Source organism: Nocardiopsis oceani (assembly GCF_054777395.1).
In genome coordinates this window covers 49,106-73,563 of the sequence record NZ_BAAHAR010000046.1, presented here as the reverse complement: position 1 = coordinate 73,563, position 24,458 = coordinate 49,106, and the positions used below count along the sequence as shown (strand labels likewise).

The 24,458-nt window shown below is 70.6% G+C and carries 25 protein-coding genes; 14 read left to right on the top strand and 11 right to left on the bottom strand.

What is annotated here, in order from left to right; translation table 11 throughout:
• The first annotated feature begins 231 nt into the window (after window positions 1–231).
• Window positions 232–456: a hypothetical protein gene (locus ACYVDG_RS25465; RefSeq protein WP_460758689.1), complete on the top strand. Its 225-nt coding sequence runs from the start codon at window positions 232–234 to the stop codon at window positions 454–456.
• On the opposite strand, the gene ACYVDG_RS25460 is transcribed toward ACYVDG_RS25465, so the two are convergent.
• The 5 genes from ACYVDG_RS25460 to ACYVDG_RS25440 form a co-directional block, all read right to left on the bottom strand.
• Window positions 450–1,073: a copper chaperone PCu(A)C gene (locus tag ACYVDG_RS25460; protein ID WP_460758686.1), complete on the bottom strand. Its 624-nt coding sequence runs from the start codon at window positions 1,071–1,073 to the stop codon at window positions 450–452. The genes ACYVDG_RS25465 and ACYVDG_RS25460 overlap by 7 nt on opposite strands.
• A gap of 226 nt (window positions 1,074–1,299) precedes the next feature.
• Window positions 1,300–2,514 carry a Dyp-type peroxidase gene (locus tag ACYVDG_RS25455; protein ID WP_460758698.1) on the bottom strand — a complete coding sequence of 405 codons (1,215 nt, stop codon included), beginning with the start codon at window positions 2,512–2,514 and terminating at the stop codon, window positions 1,300–1,302.
• A gap of 38 nt (window positions 2,515–2,552) precedes the next feature.
• On the bottom strand, window positions 2,553–3,173 hold the full coding sequence (locus ACYVDG_RS25450) for an SCO family protein (protein ID WP_460758683.1): 621 nt from the start codon (window positions 3,171–3,173) through the stop codon (window positions 2,553–2,555).
• A 46-nt stretch (window positions 3,174–3,219) separates the two neighbouring features.
• Entirely contained in the window at window positions 3,220–3,765 is a 546-nt protein-coding gene (locus tag ACYVDG_RS25445; protein WP_460758681.1) for a sigma-70 family RNA polymerase sigma factor, read from the bottom strand.
• Window positions 3,766–3,909: 144 nt separating this feature from the next.
• Window positions 3,910–4,482 (bottom strand): hypothetical protein, encoded by a 573-nt coding sequence (locus ACYVDG_RS25440; RefSeq protein WP_460758678.1) that lies wholly within the window; start codon window positions 4,480–4,482, stop codon window positions 3,910–3,912.
• A 135-nt stretch (window positions 4,483–4,617) separates the two neighbouring features.
• Here ACYVDG_RS25440 and ACYVDG_RS25435 point away from each other — a divergent pair, with 135 nt between their 5' ends.
• Together ACYVDG_RS25435 and ACYVDG_RS25430 are read left to right on the top strand one after the other, a co-directional pair.
• On the top strand, window positions 4,618–6,009 hold the full coding sequence (locus ACYVDG_RS25435) for a hypothetical protein (RefSeq protein ID WP_460758675.1): 1,392 nt from the start codon (window positions 4,618–4,620) through the stop codon (window positions 6,007–6,009).
• Between the two features lie 53 nt (window positions 6,010–6,062).
• The gene (locus ACYVDG_RS25430; RefSeq protein WP_460758672.1) at window positions 6,063–7,025 is read left to right on the top strand and encodes an SDR family oxidoreductase; all 963 of its coding nucleotides are present in this window, start codon (window positions 6,063–6,065) and stop codon (window positions 7,023–7,025) included.
• Between the two features lie 18 nt (window positions 7,026–7,043).
• Here the strand turns inward: ACYVDG_RS25430 and ACYVDG_RS25425 are convergent, their stop codons facing one another.
• The gene (locus ACYVDG_RS25425; protein WP_460758669.1) at window positions 7,044–8,684 is read right to left on the bottom strand and encodes a DUF2207 domain-containing protein; all 1,641 of its coding nucleotides are present in this window, start codon (window positions 8,682–8,684) and stop codon (window positions 7,044–7,046) included.
• 47 nt (window positions 8,685–8,731) lie between these two features.
• Complete coding sequence (locus tag ACYVDG_RS25420; protein ID WP_460758666.1) at window positions 8,732–9,061, bottom strand: hypothetical protein; 330 nt, start codon at window positions 9,059–9,061, stop codon at window positions 8,732–8,734.
• Window positions 9,062–9,093: 32 nt separating this feature from the next.
• Between ACYVDG_RS25420 and ACYVDG_RS25415 the strand changes: the two genes are divergently transcribed.
• The 10 genes from ACYVDG_RS25415 to ACYVDG_RS25370 all read left to right on the top strand — a co-directional run bounded on the left by ACYVDG_RS25415 (window position 9,094) and on the right by ACYVDG_RS25370 (window position 18,307).
• Window positions 9,094–9,711: a hypothetical protein gene (locus ACYVDG_RS25415; RefSeq protein WP_460758695.1), complete on the top strand. Its 618-nt coding sequence runs from the start codon at window positions 9,094–9,096 to the stop codon at window positions 9,709–9,711.
• Between the two features lie 58 nt (window positions 9,712–9,769).
• Window positions 9,770–10,414 (top strand): GTP cyclohydrolase II, encoded by a 645-nt coding sequence (locus ACYVDG_RS25410; RefSeq protein ID WP_460758663.1) that lies wholly within the window; start codon window positions 9,770–9,772, stop codon window positions 10,412–10,414.
• Window positions 10,407–11,114, top strand: coding sequence for a CDP-alcohol phosphatidyltransferase family protein (locus ACYVDG_RS25405; RefSeq protein ID WP_460758660.1), 708 nt, complete (start codon window positions 10,407–10,409; stop codon window positions 11,112–11,114). Before ACYVDG_RS25410 ends, ACYVDG_RS25405 begins: the two co-directional genes overlap by 8 nt.
• 2 nt (window positions 11,115–11,116) lie before the next feature.
• Complete coding sequence (locus tag ACYVDG_RS25400) at window positions 11,117–12,097, top strand: zinc-dependent alcohol dehydrogenase (RefSeq protein ID WP_460758657.1); 981 nt, start codon at window positions 11,117–11,119, stop codon at window positions 12,095–12,097.
• A gap of 43 nt (window positions 12,098–12,140) precedes the next feature.
• Complete coding sequence (locus tag ACYVDG_RS25395) at window positions 12,141–12,539, top strand: 6-pyruvoyl trahydropterin synthase family protein (RefSeq protein ID WP_460758655.1); 399 nt, start codon at window positions 12,141–12,143, stop codon at window positions 12,537–12,539.
• Window positions 12,536–13,564: a glycosyltransferase family 4 protein gene (locus tag ACYVDG_RS25390; protein WP_460758652.1), complete on the top strand. Its 1,029-nt coding sequence runs from the start codon at window positions 12,536–12,538 to the stop codon at window positions 13,562–13,564. The genes ACYVDG_RS25395 and ACYVDG_RS25390 overlap by 4 nt, the downstream gene beginning before the upstream one ends.
• A gap of 173 nt (window positions 13,565–13,737) precedes the next feature.
• Window positions 13,738–15,399: an MDR family MFS transporter gene (locus tag ACYVDG_RS25385; RefSeq protein ID WP_460758649.1), complete on the top strand. Its 1,662-nt coding sequence runs from the start codon at window positions 13,738–13,740 to the stop codon at window positions 15,397–15,399.
• Window positions 15,400–15,407: 8 nt separating this feature from the next.
• Window positions 15,408–16,220: an SAM-dependent methyltransferase gene (locus tag ACYVDG_RS25380; RefSeq protein ID WP_460758646.1), complete on the top strand. Its 813-nt coding sequence runs from the start codon at window positions 15,408–15,410 to the stop codon at window positions 16,218–16,220.
• Window positions 16,221–16,469: 249 nt separating this feature from the next.
• Window positions 16,470–17,324 carry an SAM-dependent methyltransferase gene (locus ACYVDG_RS25375; RefSeq protein ID WP_460758643.1) on the top strand — a complete coding sequence of 285 codons (855 nt, stop codon included), beginning with the start codon at window positions 16,470–16,472 and terminating at the stop codon, window positions 17,322–17,324.
• Window positions 17,321–18,307 carry a lysylphosphatidylglycerol synthase transmembrane domain-containing protein gene (locus ACYVDG_RS25370; RefSeq protein WP_460758641.1) on the top strand — a complete coding sequence of 329 codons (987 nt, stop codon included), beginning with the start codon at window positions 17,321–17,323 and terminating at the stop codon, window positions 18,305–18,307. Before ACYVDG_RS25375 ends, ACYVDG_RS25370 begins: the two co-directional genes overlap by 4 nt.
• On the opposite strand, the gene ACYVDG_RS25365 is transcribed toward ACYVDG_RS25370, so the two are convergent.
• Both ACYVDG_RS25365 and ACYVDG_RS25360 read right to left on the bottom strand, forming a co-directional pair.
• Window positions 18,218–18,931 carry a creatininase family protein gene (locus ACYVDG_RS25365; RefSeq protein WP_460758638.1) on the bottom strand — a complete coding sequence of 238 codons (714 nt, stop codon included), beginning with the start codon at window positions 18,929–18,931 and terminating at the stop codon, window positions 18,218–18,220. The two genes, ACYVDG_RS25370 and ACYVDG_RS25365, sit on opposite strands and share 90 nt — an antisense overlap.
• Before the next feature lie 119 nt (window positions 18,932–19,050).
• The gene (locus ACYVDG_RS25360) at window positions 19,051–19,341 is read right to left on the bottom strand and encodes an ArsR/SmtB family transcription factor (RefSeq protein ID WP_460758635.1); all 291 of its coding nucleotides are present in this window, start codon (window positions 19,339–19,341) and stop codon (window positions 19,051–19,053) included.
• 399 nt (window positions 19,342–19,740) lie between these two features.
• Here ACYVDG_RS25360 and ACYVDG_RS25355 point away from each other — a divergent pair, with 399 nt between their 5' ends.
• Entirely contained in the window at window positions 19,741–21,228 is a 1,488-nt protein-coding gene (locus tag ACYVDG_RS25355; protein WP_460758632.1) for an MDR family MFS transporter, read from the top strand.
• Between the two features lie 90 nt (window positions 21,229–21,318).
• Here ACYVDG_RS25355 and ACYVDG_RS25350 read toward each other — a convergent pair whose 3' ends face one another.
• Window positions 21,319–23,583, bottom strand: coding sequence for an FtsX-like permease family protein (locus ACYVDG_RS25350; RefSeq protein ID WP_460758629.1), 2,265 nt, complete (start codon window positions 23,581–23,583; stop codon window positions 21,319–21,321).
• Window positions 23,580–24,371, bottom strand: coding sequence for an ABC transporter ATP-binding protein (locus ACYVDG_RS25345; RefSeq protein WP_460758627.1), 792 nt, complete (start codon window positions 24,369–24,371; stop codon window positions 23,580–23,582). Before ACYVDG_RS25345 ends, ACYVDG_RS25350 begins: the two co-directional genes overlap by 4 nt.
• Window positions 24,372–24,458 lie beyond the last annotated feature (87 nt).

Here is a 24,458-nt window from a genome sequence, read left to right as displayed (position 1 = left end):
AGTGCGCCTTTTCCTCATCGCTCACCACGACAGTCTTCAGCTAACGCGGCATGAGGTGGTTTGAAGCCCTCCCCCGCAGGACGGCTCCGAAGGGCCAGATCCTTCATCTTTGCGTGCAGCACCGCTTCCGCAGAGAGTTCCTACTTCCTCCTCTGGTTCACGTTCAGGACACAACTTTCCCGATAGCCGCCAACCCGCCGTCGCAGCGGAGCGGGTCAAGGTGGAGCGCCAATGACGCGCGAAGCGCTCGATGGCGACGACCTTGAGGCGCGCAGCGGAGACGGCCACAATCGGGCGGCGGGAAAGGAGGACACCCCAAGCCACAAGGGCAAGGGCATCCCCGAAACCCACAAGGAAACCCCCACCACAGAAGGGAAACGGACCTTCCCCTCCCACGAACCCCCTGTGTTCTGTGCCCTGTGCCCTCAACGATTCAGCGGACATCCGCGTCAATGATGCCCCTCGTGGTCCCCCTGATCTCCGTGGCCCTCATGGTCATGGCCATGGTCATGGTCGTGCTCTGACTCGGCTCCGGTCATCTCCTGGACCGGGACGTCCAGCTCGACCTCGGCACCGCTCGCGAAGGTGAGTTCCAGGGTGATCCCGTCCCCTGCGGCCAGTGGCCCGGGGATGTCATTCACCATCACGTGATATCCGCCGTCCACAAAGGTGGTGGTTCCTCCGGCCGGGACCGGGACTTCGTCCACCCCGTGCATGGTCGCCGCTCCGGACTCGCTGGTCTCGGTGTTGTGGAGGTCGGCGTCTCCGGAAACGCTGGTGCTCACTCCGGTGACGGCATCGTCCTGGTGGGCGGTGTTGGTGACGGCGAGGTAGACCACGCCGATCTCGGGGTTGGCTGGTTCGGGCATCCAGGCGTCCTCAATCAACAACTCGCCGACCTGCGCCTGCCCTCGATCGGCTGCCTCCGCTGCCGCCTGCTCCACCTGGGCGCTATCCGAATCCTCCGTGTCTCCTCCGCAGGCCGCGGCGGCCAGTGCCAGAGGCACGACCACCAGGACGGCCCGCCCTCCGTATCCGGCTCTGCCCCGCCGATGAATCCACGCGGTCCGCATGTCCTCTCTCCCCTCTTTTTCACGTGTTCGCCGGGCCTTCTCGTGTGCTCACTGAGCTTCCTCACGTGTCCCCGGACGGTTGTCGCCGGACGCCTTATCTCCCGGTCCCGGTCCGGTCTCCCGGTCTCCCGGACCGGTCTCCCGGACCGGTCTCCCGGACCGGTCTCCCGGACCGGTCTCCCGGACCGGTCTCCCGGACGACTTTTCTCCGGTTGTCGGGCCGCGGTCACCACAGCGTGTGACCCACGTGCGGCTCGTCCTCGCGGACCGGGGGGACCGCGAACACGGCGCTCCCCTCGTGACGGACATAGGTGTTGAGCGCGTCCGCACCCTCATCGAGCTGGTGCTGCACAGCTGTGAAGGCAGTCCGCGGATCGGCCTGCCATGCGGTGAACAGCAGCCCGGCCTCCCGCCGTCCGTCGGGCCCCCAGCCGAGGTCGTAGTTGAACCCCCGCCGCAGCATGCGCGCGCCGAGGGTGCGCTCCGGGCTGGCGAGCCGGACGTGCGCATTGGCCGGGATGACCGGCTCACCGTCAGCCCCCCGCTCGGACAGCCCCGGGAGGTCGTGCTCGTGCTCGCCGCCCAGGGGCGCACCGTCCGACAGCCGTCGGCCCACCACCCGTTCCCGCTCCCCCGGTTCCAAGTCGAACCAGTCGTCCAGGAGCATCCGGATCCGGCGCACCACCACGTAGGTCCCGCCGTCCATCCAGGACGCCCCGCCCTCCGGGTGGGCGGCCAGGACCTGGGGCCCGAACTGCGCTTCGGCGGGATCGGGGTTGACCGTGCCGTCGATCTGCCCCATGAGGTTGCGCGGGGTCGCCGACGGATCCGTTGCGGTGGCCGCGGCCCGTTGAAACCCGGGGAGCGACCACCGCACCACGGCGTGTTCACGAACCCGGCCGACCAGGTGCTCCACGGCCGAAGTCACCACGAGAGGGTCCTCCGCGCCCACGTGCAGCATGAGGTCACCGCCGCACAGGGCGGGGTCGAGCCGGTCCGCCGCGAACTCGGGGAGTTCCTCCATCGGTTCCGGGCGCCGCTCCTCCAGCCCGGACCGGTCGAGGAGCCCCGCCCCCAGCCCCAGGGTGACCCCCAGCGACGCCGGGTGCAGCCCTTGGGAGGGCGCTCCATCCGTCACCCCGGCCAACCCGTATTCGTGCAGGTCCCGTACCTGATCATTCCACTCGGCCAGGACCAGTCGGGCTGCCTCGGACACCTCGTCGGGGTCGTCGGCCCGCAGATCCACCGCCACCACGTGGACGTGGGCCGGGGTGGGGGCCAGGACCGCGGGCGGCCGCCCGTCCGACGACCCGCCCCTCGACAGGGTCAGGCCTCGGGCCGGGTCATGCGCCTCCGCCCGCCCCCGCACCGCACCGGCGCCGGCTCCGATCAGTCCTCCGGCGGCCAGCCCGGCCCCGGCCGTACCAAGCCCGGTGAGCATTCCGCGGCGGGATACCCCTGGTCCGCGCACCGCGGCGCTCACAGCAGTTCCTCTCGCAGGGAGGGCAGCAGTGCGGCGATCTCGTCTGCCTCCACCCCGTCGTCGATCAACCCCGCCGCCTCACCGCCGGGGGTCAGGACGACGATCCGCTCCCCGTGCGTCACCAAGTAGTCCCCTTCGGTCTCCTCGGGTGCGTCGATGGGGATGCCGTAGTCCTGCGCGGCCGCCACGGTCTCGTCGATGTCGCCGCGCACGCCCTCGAATTCCGGGTCGAACCGGTCCAGCCAAGTCCGGAGCTGTTCGTCGGTGTCCCGCGCGGGGTCGCTGCTCACCATCACCACGTCGAAGCCGTCCGCGTCCTCCCCGGCCTGTTCCAGACCCAGGTTGATCTCGGCCATGGTCATGGGACACACGTCGGGGCAGCTCGTGTAGCCGAAGAACAGCAGGGTGAGTCGGTCCTCGGCGACGTCGGTGAAGCTCCACGGCTCACCGTCAACCGTCGCCAGCTCGATCTCGGACGCGGCCATCGGCTGGTCCGACAGGTCCATGTAGTACTCGGTGTCGGCCAGGTCCGGACCGGCCCCGGTACAGGCAGTGACGGCGAACAACACGGCCGCGGCCCCCGCCAGAACGGGCCCGTAGCGCCGCTGATCTCTCATTCTCGTACTCCTCATGGGTTCTTGTCGGGTTCGTGTCCGGGCCTCTTCACGCGGCCTCCTCCAACAGGCGGACCAGGTCGCGGCGACCGCGCGCGACCCGCGAGCGGACCGTGCCGACCGGCACACCGGTGATCGCCGCGGCTTCGGCGTAGGGCACGCGCTGGACCTGGGTCAGGACGAAGGCGGTGCGCCGGTCCTCCGGAAGCCGCTCCACCAGGGAGACGAGGGCGAGGTACTCGTCGAAGCTCCCTGGGGAAGCGCAGCCCGGACCGAGCGCCCGCTCCCAGTCGTCGACCGGGACCGAACGGGGCGTGCGCTCCTGCCTGCGGTAGAGGTCGGCAACGGTGTAGCGGGCCACGGACAGCAGCCACGCCCGTACCGGCGCCCGGCCGGTGTAGCGGGGCAGCCCGCGCATGGCGCGCGAGAAGGTCTCTTGCGTCAGGTCCTCCACCCGCCCGGGGGCGACGCGGCGCGCAATGTAACGGGCCACGTCATCCCGGGTGAGCGAGAACAGGGTGTTCATCGCCCCCGGCGCGCCCGCTCCGGCGCGCAGCGCCAGGCGGACGAGCTCGGGGTGTTCGTCACGGGTCATACCGACCGTGCTTTCTGTCACCGCCCACGCGGCGGTCCGACCGCGTCTGGGCAGCCGAAAGCCACGGGGAATTCTGAGCAGACGGCGCCAAGGCAGGGTGCAAGGCACCGCGGGATCGCCGGAAACGGCCTGAAGGAGAGCGGGTCAGGCCGCGAGAACGGGCGGCGGCCCCCGCAGAACACGCGTGTGGCGCAGGTAGGGCCGACGCGTCCAGGTGCGCTCGTCGTTGGTGGCGAACCTCGGGGCCAGCGCCTCGCGGGCGACCGGGACCACCCCGACCACCAAGAGGAGCGGGACCAGCACGAGCGCCATGAACTCCAGGAACGCGAAGAGGGCGTTCTCCCCCAGGTGCAGCCACCAAGCGCTGACCAGGGCCATCACCACGTGCATGCCGATCATCGCCCAGGCGGGCATGGGGTCGGAGTTCAGAACGGCGTCGGTGTGCTCAGCGTGTCCGGCGCCCATCCCCTGGGTGTAGCTGAAGGCCACGTGCAGGGCGAACTGGCCCCAGAGCATCCACGCGGCGACCATCCCGGGACCCTGACGGCGGCTCGACGCCGCCCACGCCATCGCGAACACGACGACGATGCCCAGCAGGAGACCGGGGAGGGGGACGTCGTGCCCCGAACTCACGGCGTGGCCGATCGCGGACAGGCTCGCGCACACCAGGGTGAACACCCCGGCGCGCAGCGGTCGGCACTGTTCGCTTTCGGACATCGTCCCCACATCCTCGCACCTCCCGTCGCGGATGCGGCACAGGGGTCGGGACCGCACGTGCACACCCGCGCGGTGGCGACGTGGCGGTTTCGACTATGCTCTTTGGAGTCCCCGGTGTGAGAACAGAGGTCGCCTGTGTCCGTCTCCCCGCTCGCCCTTCTGCACGAGTGGACTTCCCGTACCGACGGTGCTCCGCTCCGCGAGTTCCTCCAGGTCGGTACGGAGATCGATCTCCCCGCCCTGGAGGAGGGCGTTGTTCCCGCGGCCACGGAGCTCGGCGCCGCGGTCACGGTGCTCGGAGCGGCCTCGGAGGGGGCCGCCCCCGCCGGTGTCCAACGCCCGGGCCAGGTCTACGCCTTGGTGGAGCGTTCCGCCCCTGACCTGTTCCCCGAGCTGGCTCTGCTGGTGGGTGACGAGTACGTCGCGGCCGCCTTCGGCGGTGGGGCGCCCGGCACCCGGAACCGTTCCTGGACGGTACTGCACGGTGGCCCCGAGGGGGTTCCGTGGGCGCTCGCCGAACTGGGCGTGTGGCTTCGGAGCTGCTCCACCGCGGTCTCGCTGCCGACCGCCATGGCCGAGCGCCTGTCCGAGGTCGCCGAACGCCTGGAGGACCTGCTCCTGACCACCCCGGTGGAGACCGAGTCCCGGGTGGTGCACAACCTGGACACGCCCCTGGTCAGCCAGCTGCCCGAGGGCCCGGTGGACCAACTCACCCTCCACGCTCCGCTGCGGGGCCACCACCCGGAGGCGCTGCGCGCCCTGGTTGATGGGCTCTCACCCGCCCGCGTCGTTTTGGGCGTCCCCGGCTCGTGGCCGGAGGAGGACGGTGAGGACGCCGTCCGCTCCCTTTCCGCCGCCGGGATCGAGGCGCGGGCCCGTCCCGTCGCCGAGGGGTTTCCCCAACACGGCGGTCTCGTCGAGTGGACCGTGCGCGACCAGCACCAGGCACTGACCTGCGGTGCCAACCTGAACTCACTCACCCGTCCCGCCACACCACAAACAAGCCTGGAGCTGGGTCTGATTCTTCCAACCACCGAGTCACCCTCACCCGATTCCCTCTCGCCTTCCCCCGGGGAGGACGGCTACCTGTCACAGGTCGCCGAGGAACTGGAGCCCTCGGGCTGGAGTCTGGAGTACGACTCCGGCCTGCACCGGGTGCACGGCAACTTCACCAACCCGATCCCGGTCGCCGCCCAGGTCGCCGAACTCCTGGAAAAGCACGTCGAGCACGTGTACGTCCATGCGGAGGGCCCCAAGGGGTGGGCTCTCCTCGTGTGGAACCGACCGCTGATGCTGCTCGCCTCCGCCCCCAGGGGCAGCGCCTGGCGCCTGTACCGCGTCGATCCGCCCGCCACACCGTCCTCGCGGCTGGGCGGCAGCGAGGGCGTGTCCCGAGTCGGCCTGTTGCGGACCAGCGCCCCGCTGCACCGCGCTCCGCACCGTGACGTGATCGCCTTCCTCGCCACCCTGGACACCGACTACATCACCTTGCTTGAGCAGGTGGGATTCCTCAACAAACCGCTCTGATTTCCGGTGCCGCTGAGCACTGGGCAGCGGGTGGCGCGCTAGGGTCAGTCCCCATGCGGATTCTCGTGCTGGGCGGTACCTCGTTCGTCGGTCGCGCCATCGTTGACGACGCTCTACGGGAGGGGCACGAGGTCACCCTCTTCAACCGGGGCCGGACCAACGCGGACCTCTTCCCCCGCACGAAGCGGCTCCTGGGCGACCGGGAGGAGGGCGACTACACCTCCCTGGAGGAGGGCACATGGGACGCGGCCGTGGATGTCAGCGGGTTCGTGCCACGCCACGTACGCCAGGCCGCGGACACCCTCGAAGCCCGGGTCGGGCGCTATCTCTTCGTTTCCAGCAACGCGGCGTACGCGCCGGGGGCCGGCCCCGGCGCGGACGAGTCGGCCCCGCTGCGGTCGCCGGAGTGGACCACCGAGGAGATCGGACGCGACACCTACGGTCCGTTGAAGGTGGCCTGCGAGCAGGAGGTGGCCTCCCGGTACGGAGACCGCGCCACGGTCGTGCGGCCCGGGATGCTCGCCGGTCCGTACGACAACGTCAACCAGTTCACCTACTGGGTGCGGCGGGCCGCCCGGGGCGGCAAGATCGTCCTGCCCGGTGACCCCGGCCAGCCGGTCCAGCTGCTGGACGCGCGCGACCTGGCCCGGCTGGTGGTACGGCTGCTGGTGGACGGCCGCGGCGGCACGTTCAACGCCATGGGCCCGGTCGAACCCCTCACCTTGAGCGAGATGGTGCGGACCTGCGCGCGGGCGGCCGGGACCGACGTCGAACTCGTCCTCGTGCCGCCCGAGGCCATCATGGCCACTTTTCCGCTCGTGCGGTCTGATCGGGTGTGGGAGCAGTCCTTCCAGCGCGACTTCACCCGGGCCCAGGAGGCGGGGTTGCCCGCGACCCCGCTGGTGACCACCGCCGCCGACGTGCTGGCCTGGGACCGCGAACGGGGTGAACCCCCGCTTGCCGTCGGTCCCACTCCCGAGGTGGAGCGCACCCTGCTCTCCTACGTCCAGGGTTAGGACCCGCTCGGGCCCGGGTCAGCGCCTTCTCCCGCCACCACCGCCGCCGCCACCGCGGCCGGAGACGCGTCCTCCGCCGCTGCCGCCACCGCTCGACCGGGAACGCCGGATCCGCTGGTTGACGGTGCTGTTCCACCGGGTCCGGAAGCCGCGGTCACGCCAGTGGGGGCGGAGGTTGGGAACCCTCTCGTTCAGGGTCACGACCGTTTTCTCCGGGAGACCCAGCGCGATGCCCAGGAACGGGTCCAGTCCGTCGGGGTTCTTCCGCTTCCGGGACAGCTGGGCGCGCACGTGGTCACCGTAGGGGGTGCGCTGTTCGGGGACGAGCAGGACCGCGGCCGCGACCGGGAGCACCAGGGCGCTCACCACCTCCAGACCGGCCAGGCGCAGTCCGGTGACCTCGTTGAAGCCCACCCCGGCGACCAGGGCGACGATCAGGAAGGCCGCGCACAGGACCATGGCCGGGTGCCAGATCCACGGATTGACGACCAGACCGTGCTGCGCGGCCTCACGGTAGAGCGCCCGTTCGATCCTGCGGACCCGGCGCCTGGTCATGAACCGGCCCATCCACTTCAGGTTGATCTCGCTGTTGAGGCGGAACATCCCCGCTGCCAGTGCCCGTTCGGAGGGGGTGAGCGGGACGTTCGAGTTGTGCTGGACGAAGAGCCAGTCCTTGTTCGTTCCGGTCCCCTTGGGCTCGGAACAGAGGTGTCCCTTCTCCTCCAGGCTGGCCATGAGGGCCAGGGTGTGCTCGGCGCGCAGCCGCTGCTTGTGGAAGAGGAATCCCGCGACGGCGGGCGGCAGGTCGGGCAACCCCTTGGCGAACCCCTTGCGGATCCGGGCCCTGCGCTTCTTCTTCCATGCCCCGACATAGCTGGTCAGGAAGTAGGTCGCCGTGAGAGCGGCGGCCAGGCCGAGCACACCGGCCAGGGTGATCCAGCGCGGCAGCGGCGCCACCGCGTGGCTGGTGTCGGGGGGCTCGACCGTGCCTGCTTCCAGGTACACGATCGCGCTGAGCGGTGCGCCGCGGTCCAAGCTGCCCTGTCCGAACTCGGCGGCGGTGTCGTCGTTACTGGTCTCCTCGCAGGCGACGTCCTCGCTCTCGGTGTTGCCGTCCTCGTCGCGCTCTTTCTCCTCGAAGTAGCACTCCGTGTCCACGACCCAGGGGGCCTCCACCGAGGCGGTCACGTCGTCCACCGGTACGCCCCACTCGCCACCGACGAAGTCCCAGTACAGTTCGGGGCCGAACTCCCCGTCGGTGAGCGCGCCGTGGACGGTGTAGGAGATCTCGTAGGTCTGCTCACCCGTGACCGGGGTGTCCTCGTCCCCGATGTCCATGGAGAGCACCCGGCGCCACTCCCGCTGGTCCTCGATGTCGGCCGGGGCTCCGCTCGGGCTGCTGACCTCGAGGTCGCTGATCTCCCAGGTGCGGTGGCGCAGGAAACCAGCGCTCTCGCTGAGGGGGATCTCGCGGAACAGGCCGGGGCTGGGAGCGTCACCGAAGTCGTAGGTGATGGTCTCGGTGAAGTCCACGGTGCCGTCGGGGTGGACCAGCGCCTCGGTGTCGTAGGCGGTGATGCGGTCGTCGTTGCCCACCGGGCCGCAGGCGGTCAGGGCCAGCGCGACGACGAGCAGGAGAGCACGGGGGATGTGGGGCAACGAGGGGCCTCGGTGGGGATCGGGGGGTGCACGAGTCAGCGCAAAGCCTAACCCCGGTCACGCCCTCCACCGCGGGTTCCGCGCAGCCACCGGCCGGTTGTGGCCAGGGGCCGACTGTCCCGGAGCGCGATCAGCCGCGAGCGCATCCGGGGTAGCAGGCGGCGGGCCCCGTCATCGTCCGCGGCCTCTTCGGACCCGCCCCGCGCGTCGAGGTGGCCGCTCTCGGCACGGCTGACCTCGGCCACCCGGTCGTGCAGACGTTCCCTGACCTGATCCGGGGTGTAGGCGCGGCGCTGCCGCTCGGCCCGCGCCACCGCCACTCCGGTTGCCGCCACGCCCACGAATGCTGCCGCCCCTAAGGCTTTCCACCACTTCATGCTCATAGGCTAGCCCTGTGGCAGACACGAGCATGTCCCTGGACGATGCGGTCGACCTGACGCGGACCGGTGACGTCTGGGTGTTCCGCGGCACGAGTGTGCCGGACCGGGCCATCCAGCTCACCACCAACAGCCCGGTCAACCACGTCGGAATGTCCCTGGTACTCGACGACCTCCCTCCCCTGATGTGGCATGCCGAGCTCGGCAGGTCCCTCGTGGACATGTGGACCGGCACCCACCAGCGCGGGGTCCAGCTGCACGACCTGCGCGACGCCGTCCTGGTATGGGGGCGCCGATACGGGCAGAAGGGCTGGCTCCGCCAGCTTGACCCGCCGGCCTCGCGCGAGATGGAGGACGCTGCCCTGCGGATGGTGGCCCGGCTGAACGGCACCCCGTTCCCGTCCACTGCCCAGTTGGCCGGGCGGTGGGCGCTGGGCCGGATGCCGTTCGGGCGCCGGGAACGCGAACGCCGGTTGGAGACCGCCTACTGCGCCGAGGTCATGGCGCTGACGTACGAGGAGATGGGTGTGCTCCCCAAGGGGCGGCGCCCCGGTTACTACGATCCCGGCCGGTTCTGGAGCGGCGACTCCCTGAAGCTCGAGGCCGGTTTCGGTCTGGGCGGAGAAATCGGGGTCGATCTACCCGAGTAGGCACGGGACGGACGGGGAAGCGCCCGGATGTGCCGCCTGCGGCGGTGAAGGGGGATGAATGGCAGAGCCAACACTGGACGACGACATGGTCGCCGAGTCGGACCTGGTGGTGCGCCGGGGAACGTTCCGCTGTGTGGCCTTCCGCGACCCGGTCGACCGTGCGGAGCACCTCGCCTTGGTACTGGGCGAGATCGGTGACGGCGAGAGGGTCCTGGTCCGGGTGCACTCGGAGTGCGTCACCGGGGACGTCTTCGGCGCGTTGCGCTGCGAGTGCGGCGACCAGCTCAACGCCGCGCTGGACACGATCATGGACGCGGGCCGCGGTGTCCTGGTGTACCTGCGCGGCCACGAGGGCCGCGGGATCGGGCTGGTGGACAAGGTGCGCACCCAGCTCCTCCAGGACGAGCAGGGGCTGGACACCGTGGACTCCGCGACGTCCCTGGGGCTTCCGGTGGACGTGCGGGACTACGGACCGGCGGCGCGGGTACTGCGGCACCGGGGTGTGCGTTCGGTGCGGCTGCTGTCCAACAACCCGGAGAAGGCGCGGGCGTTGGAGGAGCACGGAGTGAAGGTTTCCGAGCGGGTACCGCTGCTGGTGACCGCACATGAGCGCAACATCCGCTATCTGACCGCCAAACGCGACCGGTTGGGCCACGATCTGCCCCACCTGAACGGTGACGGGCCAGGGCACGGCCGTGGCTGAACCGACCGTCTGGCAGGTGGGATCCGCGGTGCTCGGCCAGGTGGCGCTGCTGGCCCTGTTGACGGTGCTGGCCGGCCTGGGCCCGTTGGGGTGGACCGTGGGGCTGGCCCACGTCCTGGTGGTGACCGTTCTCCTGCTGCTGGCCATGCGCCGCTACGGAAGGTGGCCGTTGGGCCCGGCCGACTTGGTGACGCTGGTGCGTGTCGGCCTGATCGGCACGGTGACGGCACTGGTGGTCGACGGCGGGCCGGCCTGGGCCGTGGTGGGTGTGGCGGCGGTCGCCCTCGTCCTGGACTGGGTGGACGGGCTGGTGGCGCGCGGTACGCGAACGGAGTCGGACTTCGGTGCGCGGTTCGACATGGAGGCCGACGCGTTCCTCATCCTGGCGCTGAGCGTGTTCGTGTCCCTGGATCTGGGACCTTGGGTGCTGGTGATCGGCGCTATGCGGTACCTGTTCGCGGTCGCCGCACGGCTGGCACCGTGGTTGAGGGGCCCGCTGCCGCCGAGCCTGGCGCGCAAGGCGGTGGCCGCGGCGCAGGGGATCGTGCTGGCGGTGGCCGCATCAGGTGTGCTCCCATGGCAGGTTGCCACTGGGGCGGTCGCGTGCGCGCTGGCAGCCCTGCTGTGGTCGTTCGGACGTGACGTGGTGGGACTGTGGCGGGCGCGGGCCCTTCGGGCCGACGCCGCCGGGAAGAGGTGAGTGTGGGAAGAACGGCACGGGCGTTCTGGGTGCGTTCGCCGGGCGTGGGCGAGGTGCGGGAAGTCGAGCTTCCCGAACCGGGCGCCGAGGAGGTCCTGGTGCGGAGCCTGTACTCGGGGATCAGCCGGGGCACGGAGACGCTGGTGTTCGGCGGCGGGGTGCCGCTCAACCAGCACGAGGTAATGCGGTCCCCCTTCCAGGAGGGCGACTTCCCGGGGCCGCTGAAGTACGGCTACCTGAACGTCGGGCTGGTCGAAGAGGGTCCGGAGCGGCTGCTCGGGCGCACGGTGTTTACGCTGTACCCGCACCAGACGCGTTTCGTGGTCCCCGCCTCGGCTGTGTCGGTGGTACCCGATGGCGTTCCGGCGGGACGGGCGGTCCTGGCCGGAACGGTGGAGACCGCGGTGAACGCCCTGTGGGACGCCGCCCCGCTGGTGGGTGACCGGGTGGCGGTGGTCGGCGGGGGCATGGTCGGCTGCTGCGTGGCCCGCCTGCTCTCCCGGATCCCGGGCGCACGGGTCCAACTGGTGGACGTCGACCCGGGCCGGCGGGAGACCGCCGAGCGTCTGGGAGTGGGCTTCGCCCGCCCCGAAGACGCCGAGGAAGGCTGCGACCTGGTCTTCCACACCAGTGCCACGGAGGCGGGCCTGCTCCGTTCGTTGGAGCTGCTCCACCCGGAGGGTGAGGTCGTGGAACTGAGCTGGTACGGCGACCGGCAGGTGATCCTGCCCTTGGGTGAGGACTTCCACTCGCACCGGCTGGCCGTCCGGGCCAGCCAGGTCGGCATGATCTCGCCCGCCCGGCGGTCCCGCTATAACCACTCCGAGCGCTTGGGGCTGGCGATGCGCCTCCTCGACGACCCGGCCTTCGACGCCCTGCTGACCGGTGAGAGCGGTTTCGAGGAGCTGCCGTCCGTGCTGCCGGACCTGGCCGACGGGAGCCTCCCGGCGCTGTGCCACCGGATCGCCTACGACGCACCCTGAGCACGCCGAGTACGCCCGAACACGACAACCCCGGGGAGTTTCCATGTTCAGTGTCACCGTCCGGGACCACCTCATGGTCGCGCACAGTTTCCGGGGCGAGGTCTTCGGACCGGCCCAGGCCCTGCACGGGGCGACGTTCGTGGTGGACTTGACCCTGCGCCGCCCCGAACTGGACCCCGACAACATCGTGGTGGACATCGGTGCGGCCACCCGGGAGCTGGGCACGGTGGTGGCCGGGCTCAACTACCGCAACCTGGACGAGGCACCCGAGTTCGCGGGCGTGAACACCTCCACCGAGTTCCTCGCCAAGGTGGTCGCCGACCGGATGGCGGACCGGATCGCCTCGGGGGCGCTGGGACCGCACGCCGACGGCCTGACCTCGATCTCGGTGACCCTGCACGAGTCACACGTGGCCTGGGCCGCCTACGAGCGGGAGCTGTGACGGTTCGGTTCGTCGTCCCCCGGACGGACGTGCCCAGCGGCGGCAACACCTACGACCGGCGGATCGCGGAGGAGCTGTCCCGCGCAGGGCGGCCCACGCGGACGGTCGCGGTGGCGGGCGACTGGCCCCGGCCGGGGCCGCTCGCGTTGGACGAGCTCTCCCGCGCCCTGGACGAGGCCCCCGACGGCTCATCCGTGCTGGTGGACGGACTGGTGGCGTGCGGGGCACCCGAGGTACTGGTCCCCCGGGCACGGCGGCTGCGGCTGGCGGTGCTCGTGCACCTGCCACTGGCCGACGAGACCGGGCTGGCGGAGAGCGCGGCGCGGGACCTGGACGCGCGGGAACGGGCGGTGCTGGGAAGCGGCGTGACCGTGGTGGCCACCAGTGCGTGGGCAGCGCGTCGGCTGGCCGCGCACCACGGCCTGACCGAGGTGGCGGTGGTGGAGCCGGGGGTCGATCCGGCGCCGCCGGCGCGCGGGAGTGGTTTCGAGGGCGCGGACGCCGGCGTTCCCCGGCTCGTGTGTGTGGCCTCCTTGACCCCGCGTAAGGGCCATGACCTGCTGTTCCGAGCACTGTCAGGGCTGCGGGACCTGGATTGGGCGTGCGTGTGCGCCGGGCCCGGTACCCCTCCCCCGCACCCGGGTCTGGCGGACCGGATCCGGTTTACCGGCCCTGTGGTGGGCGCGGAGCTGGCGGGGGCGTACCACTCCGCCGACCTGCTGGTGCTGGCCTCGCGCGCGGAGACCTACGGCATGGTCGTCACCGAGGCGCTGGCCCGGGGTGTGCCGGTGGTGGCCTCCGGGGTGGGCGGGGTCCCCGCGGCCTTGGGGCGCACCGCGGACGGGCGGGTACCGGGGCTGCTCGTACCGCCGGAGGACTCGGAAGCGTTGGCCTCCGCGCTGCGCGGATGGCTCAGCGAACCGCGTCTGCGGGAGGAATTGCGCGGTGCGGCCCGGCAGCGCCGCGAGGAGCTGACGGGGTGGTCGGAGGCCGCACGCGCGCTCGCCCGGGCACTCGAGCTCTAGGGCTGTTTCCTGGGTCATTCCGCGCGCCGGGTGTGGCGCGCTTCTCCCCTGGATGCTTCGCCATCGCCCTACCCCCGATGTTATCGTGCATAGAGTGCAAAAATTCGTTCTCTGTATTTTTGCTCCCACAGCAGGCTTTCTGCTCCTGCACGTTCTTCTCCAGAGGTCAGCCCTTGAGTACTCCTCCGCCCCAGGACACAGCGCGCCCTCCGGTCCTGCGCAGCCTGAGCGGGCTGCTGATCGTCCTCGGCGTGACGATGCTCAGCGGCACAATCGTCTCGGTCGCCCTGCCCCAGATCGTCGGCTCCCTCCAGGGGACCCAGTCGCAGTACACCTGGGTGGTGACCGCGACCCTCCTGGCGTCCACGGCCTCCACCCCGATCTGGGGCAAGCTCGCCGACCTCTTCCCCAAGAAGCGGCTGCTCCAGATCTCCATCGTGCTGTTCATCGTGGCCTCACTCCTGTGCGGGTTCGCGCAGACCACCGGCCAGCTCATCGCCTTTCGCGCCGTGCAGGGACTGGGCATGGGCGCCTCCCAGGTCCTGGTCCAGGCGACCATCGCCGCCCTGGTCAGCCCCAAGGAGCGGGGCCGCTTCAACGGCCTGATCGGTGCCATCATGGCCGTGGCCACCGTCGGAGGCCCGCTCATCGGAGGCGCCCTCACAGACATCTCCTGGCTGGGTTGGCGCTGGTGCTTCTTCATCGGTGTGCCGTTCATGCTGGTCGCACTGGTCGTGCTCACCCGCACCCTGAACCTGGTGGAGGAGCGCCGCGAGGACGTGCGCATCGACTACGTCGGGGCCACACTCATCGCCGCGGGCGTCAGCACGCTCCTGCTGTGGGTGACCTTCGTCGGGGGAAGCTTCGCCTGGATCTCGTGGCAGTCCGGCGCCATGGTCGTCAGCGGACTCGTGCTCCTCGCGCTGGCCGTGTGGGTGGAGGCGCGGGTGGCCGAGCCGGTCATCCCGCTGCGGCTGATCGTGCGCAAGGAGGCCGCGATCGCGATCGTGGCCAGTGTCGCGGTCGGCATGGCGATGTTCGGCGGGGCGGTCTTCCTCGGCCAGTACTTCCAGCTGGCCCGCGGCTACTCGCCGACCGCGGCGGGGCTGCTGACCACACCTCTCATGCTCGGCATGATGGCCTCCTCAACCGCCTCGGGCTGGATGGTGTCGCGCTCGGGCTGGGTCAAGCCCTACGTCGTCACCGGACTGGTGTCGCTGACCCTCGGCTTCCTGGTGCTGTCCACGATCGACGAGAGCACCTCACTGCTCGTGGTGTCCCTCGGCATGCTCGCGGTCGGCGCCGGTGTGGGCTTGTCGATGCAGAACCTGGTGCTGGTCGTACAGAACTCGGTACCGCTGCGCGAACTCGGCGCGGCCAGCGGGGCGATCACGTTCTTCCGCTCCCTGGGCGGCACCATCGGGGTGTCCGTGCTCGGCGCGATTCTGGCGAGCCGCGTGAGCACCAATATTTCGGACGGTGTGGCCGCCTCGGGCGCCGACATCCCTGCCGGAGGGGCCGACGGCAGCACCCTGGACCTGGCGGGCATGCCGCCCTTCCTGCGCGAGATCGTCGAGAGCGCCTACGGTTCCTCCACCGGCGACATCTTCCTGGTCGCCACCGGCATCGCGATGGCAGGTCTGGTGGTGGTGTGCTTCCTGCCGAGGGTCCAGCTGCGCGACACCATCGATCTGCCCGAACCGGAGGACCCCGACCAACCGGCCTCGGAACGGGAAGCGCTGGGAACACAGGGATCCGGGTTGCGCGCGGAGGGCGGAACCCAGCAGAATTCGGGTGCTGTTCCACAGGGATCCCCCCGATCCCCCCACCCCTGAGAGGCCCCATGACGGACGCTCCCGACGACGCCGCCATCGACACATCCGTCGCGCACACAGCGCGCGTCTGGAACTACTGGTTGGGCGGAAAGGACAACTACCCCGTCGACCGAGCGGTGGGAGACCAGGTCAAAGACCTGTTCCCCCAGGTCGCGGAGGTCGCCCAGGGAGACCGGCTCTTCCTGCGCCGCTGCGTCAGCCACCTGGTACGGGAAGAGGGCATCACCCAGTTCCTCGACATCGGCACGGGGCTGCCCACCGCCAACAACACGCACGAGGTGGCCCAGGCGCTCAACCCCGAGGCCCAGGTGGTCTACGTCGACAACGACCCCCTGGTCCTCGCCCACGCGCGGGCTCTGCTCAACGGAACGGACGCGGGCAGGACACAGTTCGTGGGCTCGGACCTGCGCGACGTCGAGGGGGTCCTGGCGGCCGCCAAGGAGACCCTGGACCTGGACCGGCCCGTCGGTCTGACCCTGATGGGCACCATGGGCCACTTCGAGATCGAGGAGGCGCTCCGCCTGGTGCGCGCCTACGTCGACCGGTTGGCCCCGGGCAGCTTCTTCGCGGTGTGCGACGGCGTGATGGCCCATATGGAGGTCGATGACGCCGAGCGCGCCGCCGAGGGCATGCGTATCTGGGAGGAGCAGGTCGCCCAGAAGTACCACATGCGCACCGTGGCGGAGTTCGAGCGGTTCTTCGAGGGCTTCGAACTGGTAGACCCCGGTGTGGTCTCCGTCTTCCGCTGGCGCCCCGAGCCCGCCGAGGTGGGAACGGTCCGGGACGTCCCCCAGTACGCGGGCCTGGCCAAGAAGGTCTGACGCGGGCCTGGCTCCTGTTCCGGTCTCGCTGAGCGACGCAGCAGCACCGACCGGAATCTCCTGGCCCGCTGACCGGGAAACCCGCCGGTCAGCGGGTAGGTGTCCCAGCAAGCACAGAAAACACTCCTAGCGCAGGGGCGAAGCACACGCTAATCTTCGCGGATCCCCCAACAGAGCAGTGGTCGCACTGTCAGGCTGAAGACGGCAGCATCGTCCCCTGGCGGCCGCACTCCACTGGGAGGAGATCCGTTGAGCTCACTGTCCGGGAACCCCGCTCCGGAGTTCGCGCCTGACTGGCTGGCACTGCGCGAGGAGGCCGACGCCGACGCGCGGGCCACCGCACCGCTGGACCCGCTCCGGGTCCACCTTGCCGACCGGGGCGCGGGACCGGGCGCACGGCCGATCCGGATCGCCGACCTCGGGTGCGGCACCGGATCCCAGGGGCGTTGGCTGGCCCCGAAGCTGTCCGGGTCCCAGCAGTGGGTTCTGTACGACATCGACTCGGCGCTGCTATCCATGGCGGGGGCCTACACCCCCGCGCGGTCCGCGGACGACTCCCCGGTGACGGCACGGATGTGCCTGCGGGACCTGGGATCGGTCACCGCCACCGACCTCGAGGGGGTGGACCTGGCGACCGGGTCCGCCCTGTTGGACCTGCTCACCCGGGACGAGTTGGCTGCCGTGGCCGCGGCCGTGACCGAGGCCGGCTGCGCGGCCCTGTTCACCCTGTCCGTGGTGGGGCGGGTGGAGCTCTTCCCGAGCGACCCGGCCGACGCGGCTGTCACCCGTGCCTTCAACGAACACCAGCGACGCGACGGCCGGCTGGGGCCGGACGGGGTCGCGGCGGCGGAAGAGGTGTTCGCGGGACTCGGTGCGCGCACCCTGACCTTTCCCAGCCCTTGGCGGTTGTGTCCCGAGCGGGTCCCGCTGACCCTCGCGTGGCTGCGCGGCTGGGTCGCGGCCGCCCGGGAGCAGGATCCGGACTCCGTCCCGCACGGGTACCTGGAGCGTCGGCTCGGCATGTGCGAAGAGGGAGGGCTGCGCGTGGTCGTGCACCACACCGACCTGCTCGCGCTTCCCGGGGAGGACCCTGGCAGGTCATGAGAGGTACCGCGTGGCTGCGCCCGCTGACCGGGTTGGCCGTCCTGGCCGGAGTGCTGTGGTGGTACCCGGTGGAAGCCGTCACCGACGCCTTCGTGTCGGTCGACGGCCGCGCGGTGGCGGCCGCGTTGGGGATCGGTCTGGCCACGACCGTGCTGTGCGCGGCCCGGTGGGTGCTAGTGGCTCGCGGGGTCGGGCTGCGCCTGCCCTGGGTGCGTGCGGTGGGCGACTACTACCGCTCGGTCTTCCTCAACGCCGTCCTTCCCGCCGGGTTCTTGGGTGACGTACACCGGGCGTTCAGCCACGGGCGCTACGCGGGCGACGTGGCCCGGGGTGTGCGCGCGGTGGTGCTGGAGAGGATGGCCGGACAGGTGGTGCTCGCCCTGACCGGTGCGGCCCTGTTGTTCACCCTGCCCGCGGCGCTGCTGGGTCCGGGCCTGCTCGCGGTCTCGGCGTCGCTGGCCGTGCTGGCCGTGGTGGCCCTGGGGGTGGCGGTCGGCTGGGCCGTGGGGCGGCGGCGCGGTGCGCGCTGGTGGCGGGCGCTGTCGGCGACGGTGGCCGACACCCGGGCCGGCCTGTTCACGGCGGAGACCGGCCCAGGGGTCCTACTGCTCTCGGCGGCCGCATTGGGCGGACACGTGACGCTGTTCCTCGTGGCGGCCCGGGCGGCGGGGGTCACCGCGCCCGTTCTGGCCCTGCTGCCCTTGTTGGTACTGGCACTGGTGGCCATGAGCATCCCGGCGAACGTGGGCGGCTGGGGACCGCGTGAGGCGGTGACGGCCCTGGCTTTCGGGGTGGCCGGTCTGGGGTCTGAGGCGGGTCTGACCGCGTCCGTGGTGTACGGGCTCCTCGCCCTGGTCGCCGCGCTTCCCGGAAGCCTGGTCCTGGTGTGGCGGCTACTGCGGGTCGAGCACCGCGAGGTACCCGGCGAAGGCCTTGACCAGGAACGCCAGGAGGTCGCGGCCCTCCGCCGCGGTGGCGCGTGAGGGTTGGCCCACGACCCCGGAACGGGTGTAGCGGGCCAGGCCGCTGGTGAGCATGTGGTCGCGCCGGTCGGCCAGGTGGTCGGCCTCCTCGTAGCCGGGGCGGACGAGGTCGGGACGTACGTGCAGCAGCACGGAGGTCTCCAGTTCGCCCGCGTGCATGTCGCGGTCGTTGGTGGTGTTCATCCCCGACGCCTTGCGGGCGGCCTCCCAGTCGTGCGGCCCGGGGAAGAGCGCCATGTCACCGCGGGAGGCCTGGACGAGGTTGGCCAGGACGTGATTGCCGCCGTGGCCGTTCACCAGAACCAGCTTCCGGGTGCCCGCCCGGCGCAGGGAGTCGGCGATGTCGGAGGCCATCGCGTGCAGGGTCGGTGCCGAAACGCTGACCGTGCCGGGCCAGGCCTCGTGTTCGTGGGAGCAGCCGAAGGTGATCGGCGGCAGCACGCGTGTCGAGGGGTGGGCGTCGGCGAGGGCGTGGGCCAACGCGGAGGCGACGACGGTGTCCGTGGTCAGCGGCAAGTGCGGGCCGTGCTGTTCGAGGCTGCCCACGGGCAGCAGGGCCACCCGGGCGGCGCGTTCGCCTTCGTCCGCGCTGGTAGTGGTCGGCAGGGGATCGGTGAAGTCCATGGGTGCCATTTTTCCCGATGCTCCCCCTTCTGACGAACGCGCTGGTACCGGGTGCCCCTGGAGGGCGGGTGGACCGGAGCCTTTCGGGTCCCGGACGCGGCTGCGGGGACCCTAGGCGTTCAGCGGTTGGCGTCGGTCACGGCGTCGAGCGCTTTCACCAACTCTCTCACCTGTGGCGAGGCCAGTCGGTACCGCATCACGCGGCCGACCCGTTCAGCGGCCACCAGACCGGCCTCGCGCAGCACGGCCAGGTGGTTGGAGACGTTGGGTTGGGCGGAGCCGGTGCTGTCGACCAGCTCGCCGACCGATGCGTCGCCGACCGCGAGTGTGTGCCGCAGCGCCAAGCGCACACGGCATCCCAGGGCCCGGCCGATGTCGAACTGCTGGTCGTGAATGTCCTTGGAATCCATCAGGGATTGACTGGAATGGTCTCCTTTACGTCGTAGATTTCTATTCGGCGATCAAGCCCGGACCCGGCACCCCGCCCCTGGCCACCAGTTCGCCCGCTGGCATCACGGCCTCCGATGTGCCCTCGGCCACGGGAGCGCCAGGGAAGAGCGCAGTGCGTGACGAAGCGCACGTTGGCGGTTCTGCCAGGCGCAAACCCGGGCGAGACGGGACGTTCCGTCACCTAAACTGGCTTGGTGGTGCTTTTCCGGCAGAAAACCGCTTTCCTCCGGCTCTGCCGGGCCGGAATACTGCCATGAGCAGGCGGGTTGGTCCTGTTTCGGGACCCAACGGACCCGCTCCGGCCCCGCCGCCACCACTCCCCCACGGCCCAGGCCACTCTCAATCGCACAAGGAAGTACGTGACCAGGCAACCCACCGCAACACCCACGGACGAGGCCGCACCGGCCGGGGGCGCCGACCCGCGCGCCAGCCGCCTCGTCATCCCACTACTCCTGGTCTCGGCCTTCGTGGTCATCCTGAACGAGACGATCATGGGTGTGGCCCTGCCCGCACTCAACCGTGACCTGGGCATCTCCGTCTCCACCGGCCAGTGGCTGACCTCGGCCTTCATGCTGGTGATGGCCGTGGTCATCCCGGTGACCGGCTTCCTGTTGCAGAGGTTCCACCTGCGCCAGGTATTCATCACCGCGATGAGCCTGTTCAGCCTCGGCACCCTCATCTGCTTCCTGGCGCCGAACTTCGCGATCCTGCTGACCGGCCGGATCGTGCAGGCCTCGGGCACCGCCATCATGATGCCGCTGCTCATGACCACCGTCCTGAACCTCATCCCGGCCGACCGCCGGGGACGGGTCATGGGCAACATCTCCGTCGTCATCGCCGTGGCCCCCGCCATCGGCCCGACCCTGTCCGGCTTGGTCCTGAGCGTCCTGGACTGGCGCTGGCTGTTCGGGCTCGTCCTGCCGATCGCCCTCCTCGGGCTGGCGCTCGGCACGGCCTTCATCCGCAACGTGACCGAGCCGCGCGCCGCCAGGATCGACGTGCTCTCCGTGATCGTGTCGGCCTTGGCCTTCGGCGGTCTCGTCTACGGCTTCTCCAGCCTGGGCAAGGCGGCCGACCCCGACGCGGCCGTCCCGCCGTGGGCGGCGATCGTCGTGGGCGCCGTGGCACTCGTGTTCTTCGTGTGGCGCCAGATCCGGCTCCAGCGCGAGGACCGGGCTCTGCTCGACCTGCGGGTGTTCTCGTCCAAGCAGTTCTCGATCTCGATCACCCTGGTCCTGACCAGCTTCATGTCGCTGTTCGGCCTGGTCATCCTGCTGCCGCTGTACATGCAGAACGTCCTCGGCCACGACACCCTCGTGACGGGGCTGACCCTGCTTCCCGGCGGTCTGCTGATGGGGCTCCTGGCTCCGTTCGTGGGCCGCTTGTACGACCGTTTCGGGCCAAGGCCCCTGGTCACACCGGGCGCCACCCTCGTGGCCGCGGTGATGTGGTCGATGTCCCTCTTCGGCACGGAGACCCCGGTGTGGCACATCGTGGCCGCGCACATGGTGCTCAGCGCTGGTCTGGGTCTGATGTTCACCCCGCTGCTCACCGGCGCCCTGGGATCACTGCGCTCCGAGCTGTACTCGCACGGCAGCGCCGTGGTCGGCACCGTGCAACAGGTGGCCGGGGCCGCGGGCACCGCGGCGTTCGTCGCGGTGATGTCCGCTACCGCGGCGAGTCGCATGACCGAGGGCGTCGAAGCCGTCGCCGCGGAGATGGGCGGCATCCAGGTCGCCTTCTCCGTGGGCGCGATCGTCGCGACCCTCGGGTTCTTCGCGACCTTCTTCGTCCGGAAGTCGACGCCCCCGGAGGGTGCGGCGACGAACGCACCCGCCGTGCACTAGGACGCCGGGCACGAAGAAGCCGTGCGACAGAAACAGGGGGTGGGCGGTGCCTTCCGGTCCCGCCCACCCCACCGGGTGCCCCGCGCTCGGCTACGGGGCCACCGCGGCCTCGACCGGCGGGCGCCTGGTCGCCCGCCAGCCGGGCACCAGTGAGGCCAGCAGAGTCAACGTGACCGCGAAGCCCACCACGCCGATGTAGATCAGCGGTGACCCGGTCGGATAGAGGGTGTCGGCACGACCGACGGTGTAGGCCCCGAGTGTCACGAACGCGGAGATCGTGCCGAGCACCACGCCGATCACCGCCACCAAGAGTCCTTCGACGGCCAGCATCCGCAGCACCTGCCCGCGGGTGGATCCGGTGAGGCGTTGCAACCCGAACTCGCGGCTGCGTGCGTTGGTGCTGGAGGCCAGCGCGTTGACGCCCGAAATCGCGCTGTAGCCGACGATCATGGCGACGATCGCGTAAATGGCGAAGAACTCGACGTCGTGCCCCCAGGCCAGCTCGGCGACCATCGCCTCGCTGTCGACCACCGTCAACCCGTCCTCTCCGGCGAGCTGCTCCTGGATGTCGGCCACCATTCGTCCGGCGCTGGAACTGCCGTCACCGGCCACCAGCATCTCCGTGACACGGCCCTCCGTGGTGTGCGTGGCGAGCACATCAGCGGGCAGCAGCAGGGTGTCGTCGTCGGCCGCGGCGTCGAACAGGGCGACCACCTCGGCTTCGAGGACGGCGTTGTCACCCATCCGTACCGTGATCGGGTCTCCCAGCCCCACCCCGACCTCTGCGGCGTTCCCGGCGTCCAGGGCCACGGCCGCGCCGTGCAGGTCGTTCAGGGTGCCCTGGGTGACGGCTCCGGGGACAACCGCCTCAGCCCCGTCCGCGGTCGCGCCCTCCAGGTGCCAGCCGGCCCAGCGGTCCGTCTCCTCCTCCCAGTTCTCCGGGTCGTCCCTCGGCTCCTCCAGGAACCCGGTGCTGTCGACGTACCCGGAAGCGGCGGCTACGCCCGGGAGCGCATCGACCCGCTCGACCAGCTCTGGATCGATGCCGTCGTCGGCCGTGATCAGCACCTCGGCGGTGAGGCCGTCGATGAACTCCTCCTGGGCGGCCTTCACCCCCGAGAGGTGCCCGTACACCAACCCGGTGGTGATTCCGGTGAGCAGGATGACCGGCATCGCCACCGCGGCGGTGCGGTCGATCCCGGCCCGTACATTGAGCATCGCCAGCCGACCGGACTGGCCGGTCAGCGCACCCAGCGGCCGGAGCAACTCGGCGAGCGGCCGGACCAGAACCGGACTGAGCACCGCCAGTGCGATCGCCATCAGAACCATCCCCGGGGAGCCGGTGGTGGAGGCGTTGAGACCCCTGAAAACGGTCATCGTCACCACCATCAGTGCGATGGCACCTGCCAGCAGGGCCAGACCGAGGAGGACGCGCCATAGGCCGATGGGCCGGCGCTCGGGCAGTCCGGAATCGGCCAGGGCCTCGGTGGGCCGCGTCTTGGCCGCCCTAGCCCCGGCGACCAGTGCGCCGCCGATCGCCGCCAGCAGGGCCGAGCCGATCGCGATGGCCATCGGGATCCAGCCCATGCGGAACTCGATGCCTTCGATGATGATGCCGCTGCTGACCATCTGGTGAAGGAAGAGCTCCCCGAGCCATCGGCCGGGCAAGATCGCCAGCCCGGTGGCGAGGGCGGACAGGATCACCGTCTCGCCGAGTACCAGCTTGCGCAGTTGGCCGGGCGTGCTTCCGACCGCGCGCAGCAGGGCCAGCTCGCGGTGGCGCTGTTGGATCGAGAGCGCCAGCATCGAGGCCACCCCGAATACCGCGATCATGATCGCCCACGAGCCGAACAAGCTGGGCAGCACGATCAGGCCGTCCGCGGTGAACAGCACTTCGGGGTTTTCGGCGTACCCCCGCTCGTCACCGGTGAGCGTCACGGCGGTGTCCGGCAACGCGGCCTCGATGCGTTCACGGAGCTGGTCGACGCCGGTCCCGTTCTCGGCCACCACTGCGATGGCGTCGACGGTGCCCTCAGGTGCCGGATAGTCGAAGACGTGGTCGGTGGTGTCCTGGACACCGGGCAGCGCGGCGACGGTGTCCACCAGTGCGGCGTCGACGCGTACCCGCTCGGTCAGGGTCTCCGTGTGGTGGAACTCGGGGACGTGATGGCCCTGGTTGCCCGCAACGACGATGTCGGCACCGGTCAGCTGTTGTGGTGGCGCGTCCGCGCGGATACCGGACTCCATGAGCCCGCCGCAGGCCATGACGATGGCCGCGCCGAGGAACATCGTGAGGAAGGCCGCGACGAAGCCGCCCTTGCGGTGGCGCAGGGTCCGAAACGCGAGCCGGATCATCGCCGGCCACCCCCGATCGGCGCGGTCGCGGAGTCGTCGGCCCAAGCGCCCAAGTGAGTCATCCGCTCGGCCACGGCTTCGGCGGTCGGGGCGTGCAACTCGCCCGCCAGTCGGCCGTCGGCCAGGAACACGACCCGGTCGGCGTAGGCGGCCGCGACCGGGTCGTGTGTGACCATCACGATGGTCTGCCCGGCCGCTTGGACGGCCTCGCGCAGCAGCCCCAGCAGATTGCGGGCGGAGCGGGTGTCGAGAGCGCCCGTGGGTTCGTCGGCGAAGACGACGGCCGGTTCGGTGACCAGCGCGCGGGCGATGGCCACGCGCTGCTGCTGGCCCCCGGACAGCTCGGCCGGGCGGTGCCGTCCCCGTTCGGCGAGGCCGACCTGTTCCAGGATCTCGGCGACCCGGCCGGGTCCGGGACGGCGCCCGGCCAGCTCCAGGGGAAGCGCTACGTTCTGTTCCGCTGTCAGGGCCGGGAGCAGGTTGAACGCCTGGAAGACGAACCCGATGCGTTCGCGCCGCAGCATGGTCAGCTGCTTCTCGTTGAGGTCGCCGAGGTCCTGGCCGTCGAGGCGGACCGAGCCCGACGTGGTGCGGTCGAGTCCGGCCGCGCACTGCAGGAGGGTGCTCTTCCCTGAGCCCGACGGCCCCATGACCGCGGTGAACGTACCGCGGTGGAAACCGGTCCCCACCCCGTCGAGCGCGGCGACCGCGTTGTCGCGGCGGCCGTACACCTTGCGCACGTCGGTCAGCCGCACGACGGCCGCCTGATCGATGTCTGTCTCTGTCACTTCCCGTACCCCATCCGTTCGTTCCCCGTGTGCGACTGCCCTGGCTCAAGAGTTCGCGGGCCCTGGTCAGCAATCGCCGAACCACTC